The organism is Virgibacillus oceani (genome assembly GCF_041521345.1).
GTDB lineage: Bacteria > Bacillota > Bacilli > Bacillales > Amphibacillaceae > Virgibacillus_N > Virgibacillus_N oceani_A.
The window spans coordinates 90,222-113,355 of the sequence record NZ_JBGOHB010000014.1; the positions used below are offsets into that span (position 1 = coordinate 90,222).

At 38.1% G+C, this 23,134-nt stretch carries 21 protein-coding genes and 2 pseudogenes; 19 read left to right on the forward strand and 4 right to left on the reverse strand.

The features are described from left to right. The first annotated feature begins 6 nt into the window (after window positions 1-6). The 7 genes from ACDX78_RS11990 (at window position 7) to nagB (ending at window position 6,547) form a co-directional block, all read left to right on the forward strand. A complete protein-coding gene (locus ACDX78_RS11990; protein WP_486028166.1) occupies window positions 7-468 on the forward strand; it encodes a chemotaxis protein CheX in 462 nt (153 codons plus the stop codon). Between the two features lie 28 nt (window positions 469-496). After that, window positions 497-2,500, forward strand: a complete 2,004-nt coding sequence (locus tag ACDX78_RS11995; RefSeq protein WP_486028168.1) for a chemotaxis protein CheW — start codon at window positions 497-499, stop codon at window positions 2,498-2,500. Window positions 2,501-2,515: 15 nt separating this feature from the next. Beyond that, complete coding sequence (locus ACDX78_RS12000; protein ID WP_486028170.1) at window positions 2,516-2,977, forward strand: chemotaxis protein CheW; 462 nt, start codon at window positions 2,516-2,518, stop codon at window positions 2,975-2,977. Window positions 2,978-2,997: 20 nt separating this feature from the next. Continuing rightward, the gene (locus tag ACDX78_RS12005; RefSeq protein ID WP_486028172.1) at window positions 2,998-3,354 is read left to right on the forward strand and encodes a response regulator; all 357 of its coding nucleotides are present in this window, start codon (window positions 2,998-3,000) and stop codon (window positions 3,352-3,354) included. Window positions 3,355-3,909: 555 nt separating this feature from the next. Then, window positions 3,910-4,545 (forward strand): response regulator transcription factor, encoded by a 636-nt coding sequence (locus ACDX78_RS12010; RefSeq protein WP_486028174.1) that lies wholly within the window; start codon window positions 3,910-3,912, stop codon window positions 4,543-4,545. Between the two features lie 96 nt (window positions 4,546-4,641). Beyond that, window positions 4,642-5,814, forward strand: a complete 1,173-nt coding sequence (gene nagA / locus ACDX78_RS12015) for an N-acetylglucosamine-6-phosphate deacetylase (protein ID WP_486028176.1) — start codon at window positions 4,642-4,644, stop codon at window positions 5,812-5,814. Window position 5,815: 1 nt separating this feature from the next. Beyond that, window positions 5,816-6,547, forward strand: a complete 732-nt coding sequence (nagB, locus tag ACDX78_RS12020) for a glucosamine-6-phosphate deaminase (RefSeq protein WP_486028177.1) — start codon at window positions 5,816-5,818, stop codon at window positions 6,545-6,547. A gap of 257 nt (window positions 6,548-6,804) precedes the next feature. Here the strand turns inward: nagB and ACDX78_RS12025 are convergent, their stop codons facing one another. The 3 genes from ACDX78_RS12025 to ACDX78_RS12035 are packed head-to-tail and all read right to left on the reverse strand — an operon-like array spanning window position 6,805 to window position 8,388. Then, a complete protein-coding gene (locus tag ACDX78_RS12025) occupies window positions 6,805-7,161 on the reverse strand; it encodes a TRAP transporter large permease subunit (RefSeq protein WP_486028179.1) in 357 nt (118 codons plus the stop codon). Then, window positions 7,151-7,915, reverse strand: coding sequence for a TRAP transporter large permease (locus tag ACDX78_RS12030; RefSeq protein ID WP_486028180.1), 765 nt, complete (start codon window positions 7,913-7,915; stop codon window positions 7,151-7,153). The genes ACDX78_RS12025 and ACDX78_RS12030 overlap by 11 nt, the downstream gene beginning before the upstream one ends. Then, window positions 7,912-8,388, reverse strand: coding sequence for a TRAP transporter small permease (locus ACDX78_RS12035; protein WP_486028182.1), 477 nt, complete (start codon window positions 8,386-8,388; stop codon window positions 7,912-7,914). The genes ACDX78_RS12030 and ACDX78_RS12035 overlap by 4 nt, the downstream gene beginning before the upstream one ends. Window positions 8,389-8,860: 472 nt before the next feature. Here ACDX78_RS12035 and ACDX78_RS12040 point away from each other — a divergent pair, with 472 nt between their 5' ends. From ACDX78_RS12040 to ACDX78_RS12060, 5 genes and pseudogenes are all read left to right on the forward strand, one after another. Continuing rightward, complete coding sequence (locus ACDX78_RS12040; protein ID WP_486028202.1) at window positions 8,861-9,676, forward strand: TrmB family transcriptional regulator; 816 nt, start codon at window positions 8,861-8,863, stop codon at window positions 9,674-9,676. Window positions 9,677-9,772: 96 nt separating this feature from the next. Further along, entirely contained in the window at window positions 9,773-10,585 is an 813-nt protein-coding gene (locus ACDX78_RS12045) for a beta-keto acid cleavage family enzyme (RefSeq protein WP_486028183.1), read from the forward strand. Between the two features lie 161 nt (window positions 10,586-10,746). Further along, on the forward strand, window positions 10,747-11,502 hold the full coding sequence (locus ACDX78_RS12050) for a cyclase family protein (RefSeq protein WP_486028185.1): 756 nt from the start codon (window positions 10,747-10,749) through the stop codon (window positions 11,500-11,502). A 31-nt stretch (window positions 11,503-11,533) separates the two neighbouring features. Further along, entirely contained in the window at window positions 11,534-13,504 is a 1,971-nt protein-coding gene (locus tag ACDX78_RS12055; protein WP_486028186.1) for a sodium:solute symporter family transporter, read from the forward strand. 288 nt (window positions 13,505-13,792) lie between these two features. Then, window positions 13,793-14,277 (forward strand): annotated as a pseudogene (locus tag ACDX78_RS12060) (IS66 family transposase zinc-finger binding domain-containing protein); the annotation flags it as partial. A 912-nt stretch (window positions 14,278-15,189) separates the two neighbouring features. On the opposite strand, the pseudogene ACDX78_RS12065 reads toward ACDX78_RS12060, so the two are convergent. Beyond that, window positions 15,190-15,785, reverse strand: a pseudogene (locus ACDX78_RS12065) (IS1634 family transposase); the annotation flags it as partial. On the opposite strand from ACDX78_RS12065, the gene ACDX78_RS12070 reads away from it, so the two are divergent. The 7 genes from ACDX78_RS12070 (at window position 15,732) to ACDX78_RS12100 (ending at window position 23,016) form a co-directional block, all read left to right on the forward strand. Next, on the forward strand, window positions 15,732-16,451 hold the full coding sequence (locus ACDX78_RS12070) for a GNAT family N-acetyltransferase (RefSeq protein ID WP_486028188.1): 720 nt from the start codon (window positions 15,732-15,734) through the stop codon (window positions 16,449-16,451). The pseudogene ACDX78_RS12065 and the gene ACDX78_RS12070 overlap by 54 nt on opposite strands. A 22-nt stretch (window positions 16,452-16,473) precedes the next feature. After that, window positions 16,474-17,583: an o-succinylbenzoate synthase gene (gene menC, locus ACDX78_RS12075; protein ID WP_486028204.1), complete on the forward strand. Its 1,110-nt coding sequence runs from the start codon at window positions 16,474-16,476 to the stop codon at window positions 17,581-17,583. 205 nt (window positions 17,584-17,788) lie between these two features. Further along, on the forward strand, window positions 17,789-18,652 hold the full coding sequence (locus ACDX78_RS12080) for a MurR/RpiR family transcriptional regulator (RefSeq protein WP_486028190.1): 864 nt from the start codon (window positions 17,789-17,791) through the stop codon (window positions 18,650-18,652). Window positions 18,653-18,863: 211 nt separating this feature from the next. Beyond that, complete coding sequence (locus tag ACDX78_RS12085) at window positions 18,864-19,160, forward strand: DUF997 family protein (protein WP_486028192.1); 297 nt, start codon at window positions 18,864-18,866, stop codon at window positions 19,158-19,160. 129 nt (window positions 19,161-19,289) lie between these two features. Further along, window positions 19,290-20,783, forward strand: coding sequence for a sodium/pantothenate symporter (panF, locus tag ACDX78_RS12090; RefSeq protein WP_486028193.1), 1,494 nt, complete (start codon window positions 19,290-19,292; stop codon window positions 20,781-20,783). Then, window positions 20,783-22,393, forward strand: coding sequence for an N-acyl-D-amino-acid deacylase family protein (locus ACDX78_RS12095; protein WP_486028195.1), 1,611 nt, complete (start codon window positions 20,783-20,785; stop codon window positions 22,391-22,393). Before panF ends, ACDX78_RS12095 begins: the two co-directional genes overlap by 1 nt. 413 nt (window positions 22,394-22,806) lie before the next feature. Next, entirely contained in the window at window positions 22,807-23,016 is a 210-nt protein-coding gene (locus tag ACDX78_RS12100) for a hypothetical protein (protein WP_486028196.1), read from the forward strand. Window positions 23,017-23,134 lie beyond the last annotated feature (118 nt).

Here is a 23,134-nt window from a genome sequence, read left to right on the forward strand (position 1 = left end):
ATAATCATGCAAATTACTATAAACGAACGAAATAAAGTAGTCACCACCTTACTGAATGGTGCTTTAACATCTTTGGAAGGTGTGGTTCCGATTGATTACACTAGATCATCACCACGGTTAGTACAGCAAAATTTTGTTCTGAACTTTGGCGTTTTGATTGGAATCATCGGTGATGTCAAAGGAAAGCTGGTATTATCCGGGGATCTGGAGGTTTTTGGCAATATTGGGGAAGCCATGTATGGAATACCCCTTGAAGGTGAAATGCTTCTATCCTTTAGTGGTGAACTGGGAAATATGATTGCGGGCGGACTATCATCGAACATTGCTGTCGATGGCGTTGATATTAATATTACTGCTCCAACTATTATGCAGGGGAATACAACATTATCGGGGTTTAAGCATGGGCTTAGTGTAGCAACTGCCTTTGGTCATCAAGAAGACTTGGAACTTTTCTTATTGCTTGATTAAACGAATCGTTAGGAAGGAGGGACTTTAAATGGATACAAGCGATTACCTTAATGTATTCCTTGAGGAAAGTGATGAACACCTGCAATCTATCAATAATCATATACTGGAATTGGAACAAAACCCCGGGAATCTTGAGATTGTCAATGAAATTTTTCGATCAGCCCATACATTAAAAGGGATGGCAGGGACGATGGCGTTTCATGATATTGCATCTTTAACCCATCAAATGGAAAATGTTTTCGATAAAATGCGGAACAATGAATTGGAAGTGAATGAAGGCGTTATTGAGATCATTTTTCAGGCGGTTGAAGCGCTGGAGGAAATGGTCGAAGCCATTCGTAATGGTGAAACCGGCAGCATGGATGTTGATGAGCTAGTTTCTCATTTAAAAAGTTTTGAAGGGAAGGATGTAGATTCAGGTGCTAAAAACCGTTCTTCGGAGGGTCAGCCGAATTCATATTTGCACTTGGATGAATATCAGTTGACCGTAGTCAAACAAGCTGAAGAGCAGGGATTTAGTGCTTTTCAAATTACAGTGAAACTTTCCGAGGATTGTTTATTAAAAGCTGCCAGAGTTTATATGGTTTTTGAAATCTTAGAGGAATTGGGAGAAATCATCAAATCGGTTCCCGGTGTTGAGGAGCTGGAGGAAGAAGCGTTTGAGACGGAGTTTTCGGTAGTTATTTTATCAAAAGCTTCAGCAGCTGATATTGAAGCACGAATATATAAAGTTTCAGAGATTCAGTCTGTAATGGTTATGCCCATTGATGCTGGGGTGATGAATAAGAAAGATAAAAAAGCTCAACAGGAGCAATCGGGAGGAAATAAGGGCTCACTGGATAAATCCAAAGGCAATTACAATAATGGGAAACAGGCATCCTCTAAAACCATCCGCGTCAGCAGTGAACGAATTGATCATCTTATGAATCTTTTTGAGGAATTGGTGCTGGATCGTGGACGCCTTGAGGATATCGCAATGAATAAAGATGATGATGAACTGACGGAGACAGTTGAACATATTGCTAAAATCTCACAGGATATGCAGGATTTAATTTTAACGATGCGCATGGTGCCTGTTGAACAGGTATTCAACAGATTCCCGCGTATGGTGAGAGGGCTGGCAAAAGAACTTGATAAGGAAATTGACCTCGAGGTTATGGGTGCTGAAACGGAGCTTGACCGTACAGTAATTGACGAAATTGGTGATCCGTTGGTTCATCTTATTCGTAATTCTATTGATCATGGAATAGAAACACGTGCAGAACGTAAGAGATCAGGCAAATCCAGTAAGGGCAAATTAGTCTTGCGTGCTTTTCACAGCGGAAATCATGTTTTCATAGAGATTGAGGATGATGGGGCTGGTATTAACCGGGACAAAGTCATTAAAAAGGCAATAAATTATGGGTTGATTACGACTGATAAGGCTGAGGATTTAAACAATGAGGAAGTCAATCAGCTGATTTTTTCTTCAGGACTCAGTACAGCAGATAAAGTATCTGATGTCTCAGGGCGCGGAGTCGGGCTTGATGCAGTCAGCAAGAAGATTGAATCACTGGGCGGACACATTTCGATTGAATCAGTGCCTGGTCAGGGAAGTAAATTTTCCATACAATTACCCTTAACCCTTTCCATCCTTTCGAGTTTATTGGTGAATGTGCAGAGCGAAATATTCGGGATACCTCTTTCTTCTGTTATTGAGACGGTGCTGGTGGAAGAGAATGATTTCATGAATTCTCACCGTCAAAAAGTGATGGATTTTCGCGGGAAGGTGATTCCGATCTTGTCATTACAGGAGGTCCTGGGAGTTCCGGATAATCAGCAGATACGGAGAACAGCTTTTGAATCGGTCGTAATTGTGAAAAAAGGGGAAAAAATGACAGGACTTGTTGTTGATTCATTCATCGGAAAGAAGGAAGTGGTTTTGAAATCACTGGGGAACTATATGAAGGGGACATTTGCCATTTCCGGTGCGACCATTTTGGGTAATGGAAAGGTTTCGCTAATTATCGATCCCAACGCACTGGTAAAATAATAAGGAGGTTTATAAATGGATGCATCTATGAAAGTAGTGGTTTTTCTTATGGGAAAGCAGCAATACGGTATGCCTGTGGAAAACGTTCTGGGTATAGAGAAGTTACATATGATCACCAGCGTTCCAAAAACATCAGATTTCATAAAAGGTGTTATTAATCTCCGCGGGGACATTACCCCTGTACTGGATTTAAAACAGCGACTTCAGCTTGGTGAAACAGCGTATGCTGAACAAACGAGGATTTTAATTGTTACCATGAATGACATGAAAGTGGGTTTAATGGTGGATGGAGCAACAGATGTGATGGATATTGATTCAACTATTGTAGAGGATGCGCCGGAAGTGATAAATGGGGTTAAGGAGTCATTTTTAAAAGGTGTTGCTAAATTAGAGGATAAATTACTGATATTGCTGGATTTAGAGTTTGTACTGGATTTAGCTGAGATTAATGAAGTAAATACAATCATGGAAAACTAATAGTACTGGAGGACATGGGAATGGCAAAAATACTTGTGACAGATGATGCAGCTTTTATGCGTATGCAGCTGAAAGATATTTTAACCAGGCTGGGCCATGAAGTAGTAGGTGAAGCTGAAAATGGCAAGGATGCGATAGAGAAATGTCAGCAATTGAATCCGGATCTGATTACGATGGACATAACCATGCCTGAAATGGATGGGATAGAAGCTGTTGCGGAAATCAAGAAGACAAATCTGGACGTTAAGGTAATAATGTGTTCAGCGATGGGCCAGCAGAGTATGGTTTTAGATGCGATAAAAGCAGGTGCTGCAGACTTTATTGTTAAGCCCTTCAATAGCGACCGTGTTAAAGAAGCATTAGATAAAGTTTTATAGTTGCGGTGTCGTCCAATAGGGACTTGCCGGGCATGGTAAATTATGTGATTGGAAACTGGCAATGAACATGTTTGAATGGCAAGTTTATTACGTGGGTTTATTTATTAGAAAATGAATATGTGAAAAAATTGGAGGGGACAGTTGCATTGAGGTCTGCCCCCTTCGGAATGATATGCGTTAGTGTTATAAAGTGATTTTATTGAAACTTAATTAAGGTACAGCATGCTATAAATTTGAACAAGTGAGTTTCTATTATTAATCGGTAGGCAGCTATGGAAAAATAAAATATTATGGCTCTCCGCTATCTAGTGTTGAAATTACAAATTGTTCGTGTAAAATGTATGCAATTAATTTAATTGATTCCATGGTGTATCTACTATTAACCATGATACGATCAAAGCAAAACCGGACAAGGGAATGAGTTCAGTTGCTCGCTCAACATTTTCCGCCTGATACTCAAATAATCATCCGCACTATTGAGACTAAGCAATATGTCCGGTTAAACACTATATAGCGAGGAACCAATATTATTTAGTCTAAAAGGGGTAAATAACAATGAGCAAGATTGCTATTTTAAAAGATCCTGACACGCTGCGTGAAGGAATTTTTACAGTAATTAAGGAAGAAATGCCTGGCTCAATCGTGCGGGTATTCAGCTTTTCACAGTTTAATGAACTCAAGGATAAGGCAGCTTCATTTGACTTATTGATTCTGGATATGGAAACGGTCATGAATAAAATTAGTCAAATTGATTATTTTCTAAGCCCACAAATAAAAATTGTCGTATGGATTTCCCAGGTAGACAATAAGGTGCTGACAGAGCTATTTAAAAAAGGGCTGGATGGTTATTTCTTTAATGGGATGCAATCTAATGAACTCGTATCTGCAATTAAAGCTATGTTAAACAATAAGCAATATATTCATCCGTTTTTGTCGCCTATACTACTGGACAATTATTTACATTTAACTCAAACCAAAATAAATCGTCCATCCGGTATATTGACTAAACGTGAGTGGGAAGTTCTAGAACAAATTGTAAAAGGGAATAAAAACTCTGATATAGCCGACTGCCTTTGTATATCAATTACGACGGTGAAGAATCATATACTATCAATTTTAAAAAAATTAAACGTATCTAATAGAACAAACGCGGCTTTATTGGCAGTTAGGAATAGGTGGTTTGCTTTGTAGACAAGAAGCAGAAAGGTTTAGAATGGAGATAACTGAAAATACAGCTGGCAAGTTGTAATAAGGTGTCTATCCTGCTGTGTAAGGAGTGATGATTTTTTGAGCAGATCATATCCAATCTTGGTGAAAAACATAAATATTTTTATAGAAGGGGACACCATCACGAATGGATCCCTTTTAATGGAAGGTAGTAAAATCACTGGTGTCTATTCTGCTGAACCAACTGATTTACCTGCACAAACAAAGATTATTGATGGGATGCATCTAAACGCAATTCCCGGGTTTATTGATGGGCATATTCATGGAGCAAATGGTGCGGATGTGATGGATGCAAAGGAAGAAGCATTGGATGCGATGGCTTCAGTTTTGCCGCAAGAAGGAACGACAAGCTTTCTGGCAACAACGATAACGCAATCAGAAGAAAGTATTGAAAAAGCATTAGAAAATGCTGCGAACTATGAAAACAAGCCTGAACATGCTGAAATGATTGGTATACATCTTGAAGGCCCGTATGTTGAAAAGTCGAAAGCTGGTGCACAACCGCTTGATTATATAGTGAAACCAAATCTTGACCAATTCAAAAAATGGCAAGCTCTTTCCGAGGGGAAAATAAAAACGATCACACTTGCGCCTGAGCATGATGAAGAAGGAGAATTTATCAACTTTTTAGCTGCATCTGGTATGAATGTATCAGCTGGTCATACGAACGCAGGTTTTGAAGGAATGAAAAAAGCAGTAAGAGAGGGCGTAAGTCAATTAACACATCTATGTAATGCAATGAATGGTATCCATCATCGTGATATTGGTGCGGTAGGTGCGGCATTTGAGCTGAAAGCATTGCGAGCGGAACTTATTGCAGATGGAATTCATGTGGTACCGGAAATGATGCAGTTGATTTATAACAATATGGGAAGCGAAAGATTAATTTTAATTACGGATTCCATGCGTGCGAAAGGGTTACCGACAGGATGGTATGAGCTGGGAGGTCAACCAGTAAAAGTAACTGATGAACGAGCTGTATTAGAAGATGACACATTAGCTGGGAGTATTTTGAAGATGAATGAAGCCGCTAGACAAATGTTGCAGTTAGATGGCGTGGAAATAGAAAATATTATTGAAATGGCTGCCATCAATCCAGCAAAGCAGATTGGTATTTATGATAAAAAGGGAAGCATTGCAGCAGGTAAAGATGCAGATATCTTATTGGTTGATGATGAAATGAATATTAAATGTACCTTTTGTCGTGGGGTAATGGCATATGAAGGAGAATGAAATGAAATTTATTAAAGTGAAAGATTATGAAGCATTGAGTGAGAAGGCATGTGATTTCATTGTAGACAAGGTAAAACGGTTAGAAAACCTTGCGTTAGGATTAGCAACTGGCTCTACACCTGAGGGGTTATATCAAAGGGTAATAGAAAAGTATCGACAAGGTGAGGTATCCTTTAAAGATGTATCCACATTTAATCTGGATGAATATATAGGCTTGGCCAAAGATCATCCTAATAGTTATTATCATTATATGTATGAAAAGTTGTTTAAGCATATTGATATTTCGATGGATCAGGTGCATATACCGAGCGGAGATGTTGTGAATTTACAAGAAGAATGTATGTCTTATGAAAGACGGATTCAACACGCTAATCAAATTGATGTGCAAGTATTGGGTTTAGGTGTGAATGGTCATATCGGATTTAATGAACCTGGAACGCCGTTATCCAGCCGGACACATGTTGTTGATTTAGATGCGTCTACAAGAAAGGCAAATGCCAGATTTTTCAATTCGATTGAAGAAGTTCCTGAGAAAGCAATTACAATGGGTATAGAAACAATAATGGAAAGTAAGGAGATTCTTTTACTCGTATCAGGAAAGAGCAAGGCTAAGGCTGTCAATCAATTAATAAATGAGGAAGTTTCCTCTGCGTTTCCAGCATCTGTTTTGCAGAAGCATGGGCGTGTTACTGTTATTGCTGATAAAGCGGCGTTGGGGGAGGTTGAAGGGTAGTAGAGTTATTGTAGGGAGAGGCTTCTTCAAGCCTATGAATTTAGCGTTTTTAAGGTTTTTAATCAGTTGAATTAAATCCTGAGAAAATGCTCTTATCTGAATGTTATTTGAGTCGACTATTTCCATCTGTATGGTGAAGAAGGAAAAGGAATTTCAGGATCCCCTACCTGCCATTATTGCTGAATACATAACCCCCTCACCCCCTTACCAAGAGAGCGAGGGGGTGTATTTACTTTTTAACTGCTGATGAATCCAAGCTAAACTAATATCAAAGACAGTGATTCAAAATAAGTAATAATCAGAAGGGCGATTATTAAAGCAATTAAATAAGGTATGATTTTCACGATTAATTTTTCGACTTTTAAATTTCCTATATTACTGGCGACATATAAACAAGTTCCTACAGGCGGGGTTATCTGGCCGATGGAAAGGTTGACCACCATAATAATACCAATCAGTATAGGATTAAGACCAACACTTGTTAAAACTGGAAGCAATATAGGCGTTAAAAGTATTATAGCTGCTGTTGGATTTAAGAATGACCCTGTAATTAATTCTGCTGATTTACTCAAAATATTAGGAATGTCTTTGAGTTTTATCTCTTTATATATCAATAAACCGACAGCTAGACCATAAAAAAACAGCTACTGCCGCTGCCTCTGTAGGTGCAAGAAGACCGAGGTAAATACCTCCGAGAATGATAATTGGCATTAAAAGCGCCCATAAATTGCTAGAAAGAACATTAGTCACATCTTTAAAAGAATACTTTGTATTGTCACGTGGAATGTTATTCTTTTTCGCATATGTATATGCGACTATTCCCATACTAAAAACAAGTAAAAGACCTGGTAGAATTCCTGCAATAAACATATCACTTACTGAAACACCAGCTAAAACGGCATAGAGTATCATCGGAATACTCGGTGGAATGACCATGCCAATGGTTCCAGCAGCAGCAACAGTCGCACCAGTAAAGTATTTATCATAATGTCTTTTATTCATTTCCGGCATCATCACGCCGCCGATTGCTGCGGTGGTAGGCGGAGAAGACCCTGATATTGCCGCAAAGATAGCTGATGCAAATATGGACACATTAGCCAAACCGCCTGTTATTCTACCAACTATCATACTCGCAAAAGAAACTAGTCTTTTAGATATTCCTCCAGCAGTCATTATATTTCCTGCAAGGACAAAAAAGGGTATAGCCATAAGCGGGAACGAATCAACACAGATGGATTGAATGCCTGCTACCAGCGGTACATCGGTTCCGAGAAATAGCGTTACCACTGCTGCTAAACCAAGGCTGACTGCCACCGGAACACCTATAATTAATAAAACGATAAAGGTAAGGAACAATATTATGGTCATTGGTAATTTACCCCCTTTATATTTTTCAATGCATATAGGAGGCATAATAATATGCTGCCTATGATTATTCCAAGATATGGAATTCCAATTGGCAGTTTCATTGCAGGAGAAGTTTGGGACATCAATGTATCAAAAACCGAAATGCCCAAAATAGCTAATAAGCCAAAGAAAAAAGAAGTTATTGTTTGAGAAATAGATTTAATCCCTTTTTTAAATTTTTTACCGAACACATTTTGAAATATCTCGATCCCTATATGTTCATTATTTCTACCCGCAATAACAGCGCCAATGAATGTCACCCATATAAACAAAAAACGAGCTAATTCATTTGCCCAGGGAATTGACGTTTGAAAAATATACCGGGATAACACTTCAATACAAATAATAAGGGTCATCGTACCTATTAACACTACTGCGGCCCACTTTAGTATAACGTCCATCTTTTGAATAAAAGCATCGAAAATTCTTGTCATATTTTACCTTTCCAGATATTCTATTATTCAGTTATTTCTAAAATTTGATTGAGGGTGTCTCCGTATTCGTTTTAATAGTATTCATAGACAGGGAGTACTGCTTCTCGAAACGCTTCTTGGTCCGGTGTTGTAACTTCATCAATATTATCTTTAATCTCTTCCAGATAGTCTTGTTCCATTTCAATTGATAGTTCACGTTGATAAGATTCGTTGTGAACTTACAAAATAATATGTAATTATTTTAATGAGGGTGTACTGTTCAAAGTACACCCTTTTTGTACGACGGGCAGTCGCTCAGGCCAGATGGAAGCGGGAGAAGTTTTATTTAGATTGGTAGGAAAATCTTGAATAATGTTTTCATATATTAAAAAACCCTAAAAAAAATTAAAAATTCACTCTTGACAATCATACTACTAAGGTAGTATGATTAATTTAATCAAAATTACTATCCAGGTAGTATTATTTGAAAGAGGTGAGTAAATTACAAAATAGAGATATTGTTAGCACATTAAAAGAACTTGGGTTCACAGAATATGAATCAAGGATTTATATTGCATTATTAACAAATCATCCTTCAAACGGAAATACAATTTCTACTCTATCAGGTGTTCCAGGTCCGAAGGTATATGAAGCCTTACGGAAAATGAAAGAACAAGGGTTAGTATTTACGGTAACCGAAAGTGTGAAGGGGAAGCAGGTTCATTATAGTCCACTTCCATATGAAGAGTTGTTAAAAAGTAAAAAAAATAAATTCATGAATGACTTAAGTTTTTTAAATCAAGCCTTTGATAAGATATCTTCAAGAGTAGATACTAATTGGTCTGAATTATTTGTTATTCAAGGGTATGCTGCATCAATAGAAGTTGTACGATCAGCGATATTAGAAGGTAAAAAAGAAGTTTTAATCAGTTGCTGGAAAAAAGAATTTACTGAAGTCAAGGATTATCTCTATCAATCCCATGAAAAAGGCATTGAAATTACAACTTTCCTATTTGATGGTAAACAAGAGGGGTTACCTTGGAACTGTTTCGGTCATTATAAAGAAAAACTAGCTTTAGATAGGCATACTGGTGAACTTTCGATTGTCATTGATGAACAAAAAACAATTTTACTTCACTCCTTAGATGAATCACCTCACTCTGTTGTATCAAGCCATCCAGTAATGGTATCTACAACTAAAAATTATATAAGGCACGATATCTACGTAAACAGAGTAATTAATGATTTTGAGAAGGAAATGAAAGGTTATTATGGAAATAATCTTGAAGGTTTGATTGACGATTTTTAATTTTTTTAAACGAAATTAACTGACAATGTTGACTATATTAAGATTTATAATATAGATAAAAATGAAAGCGTTTTAATGTTTATAGGAGGAGATTAAATGGAAAAATTAATTATTACTGTCGCAACAACGGGAGCTGTAACAACAAAGGAAAACACACCATATTTACCCACAACGCCCCAAGAAATTGCAGATGAAGTATATGAGGCCTATAAGGCTGGAGCATCTATTGCACATATCCATGTTAGAGATGATGATGGGAATCCATCCATGGATTTTGAGAAGTTTAGCGAAACCGTCAAATTAATTAAAGAAAAATGCGATATTATTATTAATTTAACCTCATCTGGTGGGTTAAATTTAAAAGAGGAAGATCGGTTGAAGGTTTGTGAATTACACCCAGAATTTGCCTCATTAGATGCAGGTTCAATGAACTTTGGCCCTTCCGTTTTTGTGAATAGTCCAGATTTTCTTGGGAAATTAACCAAGAAAATGCTAGAACATGATGTGAAACCGGAAATAGAGGTTTTCGAAACAGGGATGATTAATAACGCTTTGAGGTTAGCAAAACAAGAATTAATAAAACCTCCATTTCATTTTCAGTTTGTATTGGGAGTTCCAGGAGGAATGCCAGCAACTCCTAAAAATTTACTGCATTTAGTAGAAACGATACCTGAAGATTCGACTTGGTCGTCAATTGGGATAGGTAAGTATCAGTTACAAATGAATACAATTGCAATTGCGATGGGTGGTCATGTCAGAGTAGGGATGGAAGACAATGTGTTTTATAGACCAAAAGAATTAGCTACATCTAACGCTCAGTTTGTTGAACGAATAGCTCGTATTTCTAAAGAGTATGGACGAGAAATAGCAACACCTACTGAAGCAAGAGAAATGTTAGCGTTAAAATAACTCATGAACCATATATATTTTGGAAAATATTTTAAAGGCTTTCCTCGGATTGTTATAAAATAAAATTAATTCTAAGTAAGTTAAGGGGTAGGGTAAATTGTATTCACCCTACCTGGTTGAAAATTAAAAAATAAATTAGTTAATCTAGGGAGGGGTCATCTATGAAAATCATAGATTTAAGTGTTCCACTGAGTGAAAATATAAAGGAACCATTACCGGCAAAAATTGCATATAAAGACCATAAACAAGGGGCAAAACAAGCAGCTGGAATGTTGGGGTTAAAGCCTGAAGATTTTCCGGAAAGTAAGGCGTGGGCTGTTGAAGATATAACTCTAAATACGCATACGGGCACACATGTTGATGCACCGTGGCACTACTGGCCAACATCGGAAGGGGAGAAATCAAGAACGATTGATGAGGTGCCTTTGGAATGGTTTTATGGAGATGGGGTGGTTTTTGATTTTTCTGATAAGCCGAAAGGTTACGAATTGTCCATAACCGACCTTGAGAAAAAGTTAGAAGAAATTAATTATGACCTGAACCCTTTAGACATTGTATTAATTCGATCAGACGCAGACAAGTATATCTATAACCAAGAATACGCCAGTATCCATGTTGGTGTCTCTGCAGAAGCAACAGAGTGGTTGATCAAGCAAGGGATAAAAGTAGTAGGTACTGACGGATGGGGATGGGATATTCCCTTGAATTTACAAGCAGAGGAATATAATCAAAAGAAACAAGATGGAATATTGTGGGCTGCTCATTTTGTCGGTAAAGATTTGGAGTACTGCCAAATTGAAAAATTAGCAAACCTGGATAAGATTCCAAAACCATATGGATTTAAAGTTGCTACTTTTCCAATTAAAGTGGAAGGTGGTAGTGCCGGATGGGCGAGACCGGTAGCAATAATAGATTAATGGAAATTAACAAAGGTAGGTGGTATATCTAATGAGTTTTAATGTGACTTTTCTCATTTATGTTTTAGTATTTGCTTTAGTATTAATTTCTGCAGCGACGGTAACAAGAAAATGGGTCTCAAGTTCCAATGATTTTATACTAGCCGGCAGAGAAGTTGGATTAGTGGTTAATATCTTTGGTATAGCAGCAATTGGGTTTGCTGGTACAATTATTACTTTAGGTCCTGGGTTAGCTGTTCTTAATGGATTCTGGGGTTCTTATGGATTTGGCTTTGCATTTTTATTTTGTGGTCTTGCATTGTATGGTATATTATTCGCTCCTTATATAAGAAGATCTGGAGCCCATACATTACCTGAGTGGTTGGAAATGCGCTTTGACTCAAGAACAAGGCTATTAATAACATTTGCATCTATTCTAGGGTTATTAGGGATAATGGCAAATAACATTGTTTCTATGGCAATCGTCACAACTGGTTTTACTGGGTGGTCCTTAATGTGGACTTTGGCAGGAATATTTTTTGTGTTTCTACTATTCACTTACATTGGTGGGTTTTGGGCAGTTAATCTAACAGACTTCATTCAAATGTGTGTAGGTCTAATAGCCATGCCAGTTTTAATAATATCATTAATTTCAAGGTATGGAGGAATAAACTTAATTGGTCAGAATTGGCCAGGGGGCTTTAGTTTCTGGACACACGGTATAAGTGATGGTCAACTTCCCATCCTATCTTTTCAGTACCCTAGTATGCTAACTTTCATTATAATGTTTGGCTTTTTCTTAGTATGGGGTAATAATTATTATTGGCTACGTGTATCTTCTGCCCGTAATGAAAAAGTTGCAAAACGATCATTTATATATGCTGCAATTATACTGGCAGTAGGGCCATATCTGATTTTATCACTCGTTGGTGTCTATGCTGGTAGCTACTTCTATGAATCTTTCCCTCCATATGGAGATGGTGACCCGATGGCAGCATATGGTGTAGTGCTTGCAGGACTTCCAATAGGTGTTGCAGCTCTTGCGTTACTGGGTTCATTAGCTGCATCAGTATCTACGTCCACCACTGCCTTGATGGGAGCATCTAGTACAGCAATGCGAGATATTTACCAAAAATATATTAGGCCAAAAGCTAAACCGCAGCAATTAGTTTTACCTTCAAAAGTAATTACATTGGTCTTAGGGTTAATGGTTTGGTTACTTACTTTTTATCCTGGAGGCCCATTATATTTATTTGCATTCTCTACAGCATGGTTAGGACCACCATCACTTTTAGTGTTTTTAGGTATGTGGTGGAAAAGAACTACAAAACAAGGTGCATTTGCGGGAGCAGTTGTTGGTATAGTTGTTACTTCGATAGTAACGATCATTGATTTAACTGTATTTGATGTAAGTGCTTATACACATATAGGGGTAATTGGTCTAGCTTTTACTTTAATAACTACAGTGGGAGTTAGCTTATTAACTAAACCTAACTATTATGGAACTAAAGAGTGGGAAGAAATAAATACAATGTATTTAGAAAAATCTGGTTCATTAACTAACGCCGAAACTGAAGTTTTAGAATTAATTTATAGAAAATATAATACAATGTCTGAAATAACAGATATGTTAGGTGTTGATTCATCTGTAAGTAATAAAATGGTTGAAAAATTAGATCAGGAAGGTTACTTAAGGAGAAAAAAATTGGCAGGTCCGGGATTCTACACATTTATTTTATCCGATAAAGGGGATAAATGTGCAAAAAGAGGTATTGTATTTGATGTTGATAGTTTGACTAGTGAGGAAGTTACGTTTATAGATAATATTAGAAAGGGAGTAAATGCTTTTAATAATTATGTCCAAGAAGAATCCTTAGATTCATTGAAGGTTTCTGCAATATTTACAAAGTTACAGGAACAAGATTACTTAATCGAAAGGGGGATTTGGAAACGGAAAATATTGTTAACTGATAAGGGAGAAAGTATTATTAATGATCTTAATAATAAAGAGAAATTAGTATAATTTTTTCTAGTGATGCAGGAAGAAAGGGGGATGAGGTGAAAGAACCTAAAAAAGTGAGAGTACGATGAATTTTGATTGCATTATCACCGGTTGGGGCGTGGTAAATTCCAATTGACATTAGTATCCATGAATACCATCCTCGCCAATTGATCTGGCTGCGGGTGGCTTGCCAATCGAATAGAAGTAGGCACATCGGGAAGTGAAAGCGTGCACCATTCTTTAAAACATTGAAATATAGAAATATGGGAATTCGACTAAGCAACTCGGGTTCCTTGTCGTTTACCTGCCTTGGAAAATACAGTGGTTACATCAAAAGACAAAATTGAATATTATAAAGCGCGTAAAGAACAGCTCGAGATGGAAAAGCTGGAGGCAAAATTAAAATGGTACTAAGAGCAATTTCGTCTTAACCAGCAATGCCAATTCGGATCTTCCAGTGAGTAACCAATACAGATCAACTTTCCCTTTTCAATGAAGCTGAGGACACTGCCAGTCCAAATGTTGAGACAACTATATATGAGCGCAGAAACAAAAAGGTCAACGTGACCAAAAACTTGAAAACCTGCCTCGTAACGATCGAATATCGTTTATCTGATGAGGAACAGATCTGTTCTTGTTGCGGTGGTGCACTGGATAAAATGAGCAACGAAGTGCACGAAGAATTAAAAGTTATTCCAGCATAAGTAAAGGTGATTGAACATGTACTCGATGTTTATGGTTACCGTCATTGTGAACACAATAAAATTGTAAGACCTATTGTGACAGCGCAGATGCGTATTATCCAATTGGCTAGCGTTTAACGTGGTATAGAAACCCTAAATCGCTCCAAATTTTTTCCTGGTGATATAATGGCATAATTTCTACATATATTTGTCCCAAGCCATCGCGATAGAGAAGCCAAATTCCCTGAAAACACAGGTTCCGACGGCGTCAATACCTGGCTTGAGCTGATCTACGATGAGATACCTGCCCAACTATTGGAACTGGACACTTTACGTGCGGACGAGACCCTATCGTCTTGTATGTTATTAACAAACACCGAGCCGGTAAATACCCAAGCCTAATCTTGGAAGGTTTCCAAGGGTTCTAGCATGTAGACGGTTATCCTGGTTAAAACATCCTTTCCATTACCTGAGCTATTTGTTTGAAGAACTCCCTAATTTGTATACGATAGAAAAGAGAAATTAGCTCAACTTCTGCCATGGTCAGCGTCAGCCCCAAGTAATGTCGTGTTCCTAATAAATCTAAATAAAAATATCCCACCTGAAATAGTAGGCGGGATTTATTTGACACTTACAGTGATGACAAACAGAGGTGGCAGTGAAATGCCGGGGATAGGGTGACAGGTATAGGTTGCCTTTATTTGATCTCTATTTCTTTGGAATTTCAACAAATAAATTCTAGACACTGATCTCTGAAGCACAGTTTATAAAAGGTGAATGGGGGATGCTGAAGGGCGCATTTTCTTCATCAACTTACCAGTAACCCTTCTCAAATGAGCGAATCGAACACGGTATTCAAGCCCTATTTGTCTAAATATTAGATATTAGGATGAGCCATTATTAGTCTTTGTACGCAATGTATGACTATTATGTATTAAAATCTGGTACAATCTCACTAAAAACCGCCATAGACGTTATGAATTCAACGTTACTGGCGGTTTTAAAACACTCAAAAACTGCGTACTATTTTCCTTTTTTGGTTTGTTTTAAAATTTTTTTCATGTTTTTTTGAGTAACTATTTCAAAGTCGGTTCTGAAGCCAAATGCGTCATGTAAAGCATCCGTAATCTCTGTTCGGGTATATACAGGTATGTACCCTTCTCCGTCCAACTCCCACATGTTCATATTCCTCAACATACTGATTATTTCAGGGCATGTAAAGCGTTCATCTAATTTTTTTCCAAAATACGATACATTAATAAGGATAGAAAACATGTTAAAAAATGTGCTTTTATTCGAGATTCTCTTTGTAAGTAAACAGGGCGGCGGGCCTGGAATTCATTTTTTAATATTCGGAACGCCTCTTCAATCTCCCATCTTCTATGATTAATCCTGATGATTTCCTCAATAGTGGATTCCAGATTGGTACATACTGCATAAAATCCATCATACATGGATTCATTATCGATTTGGTCCTTATTCAGGGCTGCCTGAGTTTTGTCTGCAATTTCACCATCATCCGTAACATGTGTTGCTTTGATGAATCGCTTTGGGTCATTTTGATTATGTTTATTCAAAGAGCTTGGATTTTCCACTTTCTTCTTCATGAGTTCCACTTGAACGGGGGAGTCATTCTAGGGGCATATGATCAAGATGAAATAATTGGATTTTTATACAGTTTTCCGGGGTTTGATGGTGAAAGAACATACCTATGTTCTCACATGCTTGGCATAATGGCAGACTACCGTAAAGATGGCCTGGGTAAGAAAATGAAGCTGAAACAGGCAGAGATAGCCAAGCAGAAGGGTTTTTCCAGAATCAATTGGACATTTGATCCACTTGAAAGTCTGAATGCGTATTTGAATTTACACAAACTTTGCGCAGTCGGTGCCAGGTATAAAGAAAATCATTACGGTTACATGAATGATGACCTTAATCAAGGGCTTCCAACAGATCGGATACAAATTGAATGGGGTTTGGATAAAGACAGACTAGACAAAACCGTACCGCTGGAAAAAGAAAAAATACTTCTTGATGGAGACAAAAATCAACCAATACTCATGGATAGGTTCTCTACAGAACTTACATCAAGTGAACAATGGTTTGTTGCGATACCTGTCAATTTCCAAAAAATGAAGGTGGAAGATTTTGAAATGGCCAAAGCATGGCGCTACAAGACGCGTAAAGTATTCCAAGCTTTATTTTCTAAGGGATATGTGGCCACAGATTTAATACGTCATCATGAGGATGGAACATGCTATTACTATTTTTCAAAACAAGATTAAAAGGAGATAAGAAGCCGTGACGATACCCATTAATTATATTAAATTACATAAACTGAATATGCGTTTAAAGGAACCATTCACTACCAGTTTTGGCACCTTGCAGGATAAGGAGTTTTTTATCACAGAAGCTGCCGATGACCGTGACAATCGTGGTTATGGCGAATCTGTGGCTTTTACCAGTCCATGGTACAGTGAAGAAAGTGTTAAAACGAACTTGCATATGATGGAGGATTTTTTAATCCCTATTCTAAAGGAAAACGAGATTAAGCATCCGGAAGAGGTTTCTACGCTCTTTTCGCCAATTAAACGGAATAATATGGCTAAATCTGCTTTAGAAGGAGCCATATGGGACCTATATGCTAAACGGGAAAATCTTCCACTGGCCAAGGCATTAGGCGGGATAAATAAAGAAGTAGATGTTGGTATTAGTATTGGTATTCAGCCTTTGGAGGATTTTCTTAAAACAATTGATTATTACGTACAGGAAGGCTACAAGCGAATTAAAATAAAAATAAAACCCGGTTTCGATGTGGACGTCTTAAGGGAAGTGCGGAAACACTTTCCGGATACACCTATGATGGCGGATGCAAATTCTGCGTACACTTTAGATGATATTGAGCATTTGAAGCAGCTGGACGATTTGAATTTAATGATGATCGAGCAGCCTTTGTCACATGATGATATTGTGGATCATGCCAAGCTGCAGGAAGTAATGCACACTCCTATTTGCCTGGATGAGAGTATTCATTCACTGGAAGATCCAAGAAAAGCTATTGAACTTGGCAGCTGTAAAGTGATCAATATTAAAATCGGGCGAGTAGGCGGTATTACGGAGTCAAAGCGGATACATGACCTTTGGAAGGAGCATGGTATAGATGTATGGTGTGGCGGAATGCTGGAAGCAGGTGTTGGCCGAGCGCATAATATTGCACTGACAACCTTAACTCAGTTTACTATGCCGGGAGATACGGCAGGTTCTTCCCGCTATTGGGAAAAAGATATTATTAAACCCGAGGTCACTGTGAAAAATGGGGTCATCTCTGTTCCGGATCATCCAGGTATTGGTTATGAATTGGATGAAGAAGCATTGGCTAATTATATTGTGGAGGAAAAGAAGTTTGATTTTTATTGATAAATTAAATCCTTGTAATACATTTTATTCGCAACTTTGATATTAATACTAATACAGGATAAAATCCTATTATTTAAATTAAATGAAATTATTTTTCAATTTCTGTTGACCTGCTCATGATGAGAATGTATAATGACGTAAAGCTTTTGCTTTAATCAGAAAAATTATTGAAGTAAGAACTTCGTCATCATGAAAGGGGGTTCAAATGGAGGAACTTATAAAAAGGATTAAAAATTTGGACAATCTTTCTCCGGGACAGAAAAAAGTTGCAAAATTTGTTATAGACAGCCCTGATCAGGTGGCCTTGCACTCTGCGAAAAAGGTCGGAGCGTATTCGGATACAAGTGAAACAACAGTAATACGACTTTGTTATGCCCTGGGGTACTCCGGTTACAATGAGTTACAGACAAAAGTACGCATGTCGATGTGGGGCTCTAACAGCAGAGAACAAACGTTACAGGATTTCCAAGATGTTTCTCATCATCCCGATATAGGGAGCGGCTTCACGGAAGCCGTGCTGGACGAAGAGGATAAATATCGTCAGGGTAATCAGTGGGATGATGCTGTTATTCAAGAAGCAATTGAATCTATTAATCAAGCGAAGCAAATTATAGTGATTGGACTGCGTACATCATACGCACCTGCTCATTGGCTTACGTATACGCTAAATGTCGTGCGGGGAAATACTAATCTTTATCAAGGGCAATTGGCAGATCCAAATTTTCTTGCAACCAGTGTGAATAAAGAGAGTCTTATTATCGCATTTTCTTTTCCTAGATATACCAAGGAGACGCTTCATTTTGTGAAGGCTGGCAAAAGGAATGGTGCAACAATAATTGGTATAAGTGATCATGAGTTGTCACCGTTATCTCTTCAGAGCAACATATTCTTAAAAGTGCTTACGCCAAAGCCTACTCCAACGAAAGGAATGAGCATCATATTCTCTTTATTAAATGTTATTGTCACCGGAGTAATTGCAGAGAATGAGGCACAGGTAGAGCAGCGTATGAAAACATACAATCAATCAGAAGAACATTTACAATTTTTTTGGGACGAGAATAAAGATTAAAATTCAGAATGGTATGGGAATTCCTTTTTTAGGTGTAGGGTGATATATCATATATTGGATTTAATTTTCACTAGAAGATACTTAAACTGCGCCAAGGCAAGTAGGATATTACATTTCCTGTCAGTTATAAGTGTTGTAATATATTTCCATTTAAAATAAGGTAGTTTGCTATGAGGAGTTTGAGTCTTAAAGAAAACGGAGGGGAATGGGCATGAAACAAGATAATACGCATTGGGAGGAAGATCCCCGCTTTAAACAATGTAACCGAGAGTTTTTCGCAACTTTATTGTTATTTTTGTTCAATGTAATCATTGTATTAGGTGGCGCTTCTTTACTTGGCCATGGGGCAGTTGGTGAAAATATGCAAATGGTGTTTGGACTTCCGGCTTGGTTCTTTTGGGGAGGCATTGTTGCAACTGCTGTATTTTGTTTAGCTTCAATTATTATGGTTCGCACTTTTTTCAAAGACATGTCTCTGAAAGCGGATGACCATCGCTATGAAGAATGAGTTAAAAAATTAGTGCAACAAATACTTTTTTGGACTAAGCATTAAATCTATTATCTCGATAATCAATAGGCAAGTGCTAGTTGTAATATATTCCTCCAAATTGAGGCGACTACGAGAAGAGGTGAGCAAATGAATTGGGAAGTTCTAGCACCAATTATAATTTATTTATTTTTAACGTTTCTTATAGGTATTTTTGCCAATAAGCTATTGAAAAAGGGTAAAGGGGAGTTTAAAGAAAGTTATTTTGTTGGAGGGCGGAGTCTCGGACCGCTGCTTCTGACGTTTACCATTCTTGCGTCTGCTGCAAGTTCAGGTACTTTCATTGGTGGGCCTGGTGTAGCGTATGATATTGGTTTTGGCTGGGTGCTAGTTTTATTAACACAAGTAGGTATGGGGATATATATTTTAGGAATCTTGGGTAAAAAATTCGCAATTATCGCAAGAAAAATCAATGCGGTGACTCTTACAGATTTCTTGAAGGAGCGTTATAATAGTAATCTTGTGGTAATAGGCAGTGCCATTGGAATTGTTCTCTTTATGACAGCATATATGATTGCACAATTTGTGGGTGGAGCCATTATCTTAGAGGCGGTAACAGGTTTTCCCTATGAAGCAGGGTTAATTTTGTTTGGTTTGATTCTTGTTATATATACCACTATAGGCGGATTTATGGCAGTAGCGCTGACTGATGCCATCCAGGGTTTAATGATGATTCTTGGCGGCGTAGTATTGTGGGTTGTCTTCTTTAATACTACTGGAGGGTTTTCCTCGCTCGCCGGTGATATGGTATCAAATCATCCGGAATTGCTTGAGTTGCCGGGACCAGGTGGTATTTCTAGCGCATTGCTCTTCTCTTATTTTCTATTGTTCGGGATAGCTGCAATTGGGTTGCCACATGCGTCAGTACGTGGGATGAGTTTTAAAGATTCTAAAGCCATGCACCGTGCTATTATGTACAGTGGGATTGTCATGTTTCTATTCACAGTTGGTTTTGCCACTTTAGGCCCTTTTGTAAATTTATTTCTACCTAATTTGGAAAATCCGGATATGGCACTTCCTGCACTAATTCTAGAAATTATGCCAGGATGGCTTGCTGGGTTAGTACTCGCAGCTCCTCTGGCTGCGGTAATGTCAACTGTAAATGCTATGTTGCTTGTAGCAAGTTCCACCATTGTAAAAGATCTGTACTTAAATTATATTAAACCTAAAGCTACCCAACGAAGTGTGAAAAAGGTTTCTTACTTTAGTACAGCCATCATTGGTTTAATTGTCGTATTTCTATCATTAACGCCACCGGATTATTTACAGTACCTAGTCATTTATGCAATTGGAGGGTTGGAGGCGACGTTCTTCGCACCGATAGTTTTTGGTTTGTATTGGAAAAGGGCGAACCGGGCTGGTGCCATAGCCTCTATGTATAGTGGGTTAGGAAGTTATATTTTGCTAGATATATTTACTACAGAACCATTTGGCATGCATACTATTGCTACTTCGCTTGCCATTTCTGTAGTGGCGATGGTGGTCGTGAGCTATCTGACACCGAAGCCTTCTGAGCAATTGATACAGAAATTTTGGGGTAAAGAAACTACTAATGCTAAAAATCAGATGAAAGAGGGATCTTAATGTTTGATATTAAAATTGTAAATGGATATATTCTGGACGGTACAGGTAATCCTTGGACGAAAATGGACATCGGTATCACTGATGACACCATCTCTGAAATTGGACAATTAGCTGATGCTCCCAGCAAACAAACAATTGATGCAAATTGTATGACAGTTACTCCAGGTTTTATTGATACGCACGTACATTCTGATCTGCTGTGTACGCGGCCGGAGATTCATAAAATAAAGGCCCTACAGGGTGTTACAACAGAACTTTTTGGTCAGGATGGTATCTCTGTTGCACCGGTATCGGCTGAAACGAAGCCCCTTTGGCAAAAACAATTAAAAGGTCTCGATGGGGACATTGGTGACTGGCCTTGGGAGACAATTGATGAGTACCTTACTTTTCTTGAGAATTCAGATTTGATAGGCAATAATACTTATCTTGTCCCTCACGGTGGTGCTCGTACTTTAGTTATGGGCTTTGATGGAAGAAAAGCCACTAAAGAAGAAATGGTAGAAATGCGTAAGATTGTAGAAAAGGGTATGGAGGAAGGTGCTGTCGGCGTATCATCCGGCTTGATTTACCCCCCTAATTTATACTCAGATAAAGAGGAGCTTATTGAGATTTGTAAAGGTGCTGCGCGCTATGACGGCTGTTTCGTCGTTCATATACGAAACGAGAGTAATAAATCGTTGGAAGCACTTGATGAAGTCATAGATGTTGCCCGTATCACTGGTGTGCGCCTTCATGTATCGCACTTTAAGGTTGCAGGAAAACTAAACCGTGATAAATTTACTAAATCTTTGGGGAAGATGGAAGAGGCTCGCAAGGAAGGCATTGAAGTAACCTTCGATCAATATCCTTACACTGCTGGTTCCACCGTTTTCCATTCCATTCTCCCGCCATGGATGCATGAAGGGGGTACTGACCAATTACTTGAGCGACTACGTGATACTGACGTACGCAACCGTATTAAAGAAGATTTTCTTCATAATGATGAATATGAAAACTGGGTACGTAACTGTGGATGGGAAAATATTGTCATCGCTTCTGTAGCCACGGAAATAAACAAAGAAGCTGAGAACAAGAATATGCTGGAGGTAGCCAAATTGCGCAACAGCACACCTGAAGATGCTGCTTTCGATCTTCTTTTGGAAGAAGAGGCAAATATCACGATGATTGCGCATTGGGGAGACGAAGAAGATATTATTTATGGGATGCAACACCCTTTACAGATCGTTGGCTCTGATGGTATTTTTGGTGGTAAACCACACCCGAGACTCTATGGGACTTACCCTAGGGTACTTGGTGAGTATGTGAGAAAGAAAGCCGCTTTATCACTTCCGGAAGCAATTCGACGCATGACAGGTGCACCTGCACAATTACTTCGACTCCATGACCGGGGATTGCTGAGAGAGGGGTATAAAGCAGACATCGTTATTTTCGATCCGAAGACAGTAAAAGACCATGCGACCTATGAGGAACCACTACGAGAACCTGAAGGCATCAAACATGTTCTTGTTAATGGTCAAGTAGCTGTGGAAGATTCACAGTACACTGGGGAGACTGCTGGTGCTGTTATTAGGAGAAGAGGGGCAAATTCAATAAGTGTACAGTCTAGGTAACTTTCATTTTATATTAAAGAGCATCGATAGTCTGTGAACGCTGCTCTTATAAATCAAGGTGAGAGAATCCCTTCGAAATATGTATAGAGATGAGATGAAAAAAGATCTCCCTCCTGTCTTAATAGGAAGGCATACCCTCAAGGGAGGGAGATCTATTGTATTTTATTGGGATTGTGAGTGATTTGTACATTAAAAGAAAATGATATAGAAATAGCCATCGACTTGCGAATTTTACTAATGCGGTAGGGTCACGGTTTCAATTCCCTTTACTAGGTTCAGTCAGGTAGAAATGCCGTGGAGACTTAATTTAGTATTAAAATTTGATTATTCTGCTTACATTGTTTCCCAGTTGGTAAAAATGGTAGTGCCCTACTATATCATTTTGAAGAATACCTTATATAGGAGAGGTTATTGTGTTAAATCATAATTTTTCAAAATTGCAAGTAAGCAAAAGTGAAGAAAAATTTACCGAAGATAAATTGGCTGGCACTTTTTCCAGGTGGCTTGAATCAGATCAACAGCGCTTACGTGTTGTGCTTTATCCAACAGATTATGAAGCTGACCACATATGTTATAATGGACACGCGTTATTTATAGTTGAAGGAAGCATTAAAATTGGTTAGCACCCAAAAACTAAGGTTTTTATTTTAATTTACAATCCCAATCCATAAAAAAAGTATTTTCTTTGGTTCAGAAGTCTATTTTTTATTTTGAAAAAGAAATCCCACCACTTTATACGGT